The organism is Thermus sp. (genome assembly GCF_056332225.1).
On sequence record NZ_JBWGQW010000171.1, the window covers coordinates 1 to 787 of the forward strand.

The window sequence follows — 787 nt, forward strand, 5'->3', positions numbered from 1 at the left end:
GCCTTGGCGAGCCCGTCGGCGAGGAGGGCCGAGGGCGCGAGCACCGTGGCCTGAAGCCCAAAGGCAGGCCTCCCCTTCCTCGGGTCCAGGAGGTGGGGCCCCTTGTGCCGCACCCCGCTCGTGGCCACGCCCCCCTCCTCCAGGAGGAAGCGGTGGACGGGCGGGGCGTTGTCGGGGCCCAAGGGGGCTTCCACCAGCACTTCCGCCCGCCCCGGGCCCTTTCGCGCGAGATCCCCTCCCAGGTTCACCAACGCGGCCCTGGCCCCTGCCCTCAGGGCGGCCTCCGCCCCCTTGTCGGCGATGTACCCCTTGGCCAGGCCGTCCAGGTCCAGGGGCGCCAGGACCTCCACCTCCTCGCCCACGAAGCGGAAGGCCTCCCCGCCGCAAGCGGGCGCCGGGTGGAAGACCCCGCCCGTGGCCTCCTTTAGCGCCAAGGCCGCGGCGAGGACCTCCCGCATCTCCGGGCCCGGCCTCCCGCCCCCCTGGCGCACCAGGCGGGTGAGCTCGCTTTCCCGGTGGCGGCTGAAGACCGCCTCCAACCGCCTCACCTCCCGCAGCACCGCCCCGAAGGCCCACCGGGCCCGCCAGGGAGGGGCGAGAAGCTGCACCTCCAGGAAGCTTCCCAAAACCCCTTCCCACCTGGCCCCGTACCGGCCCATGGAAGGGAGGGTAGGGCAGTCCGGTTAGACAGCCGTTAAACGTCCACACCTGGTTTCGCAGGGGGTGGCCTAAGCGCCCCCAGGGTAACCCTCCCCTAACCGGGCCGGTCCATACTGGAAGGGTGCAG

At 72.9% G+C, this 787-nt stretch carries 1 protein-coding gene; it reads right to left on the reverse strand.

Annotation, left to right across the window (positions count from 1 at the left end; all coding sequences use genetic code 11):
- Positions 1-659 (reverse strand): FAD:protein FMN transferase (locus AC01Y6_RS10720; RefSeq protein WP_476671516.1); only part of this gene is annotated, 659 nt, incomplete at its 3' end.
- Between the last annotated feature and the right edge of the window lie 128 nt (positions 660-787).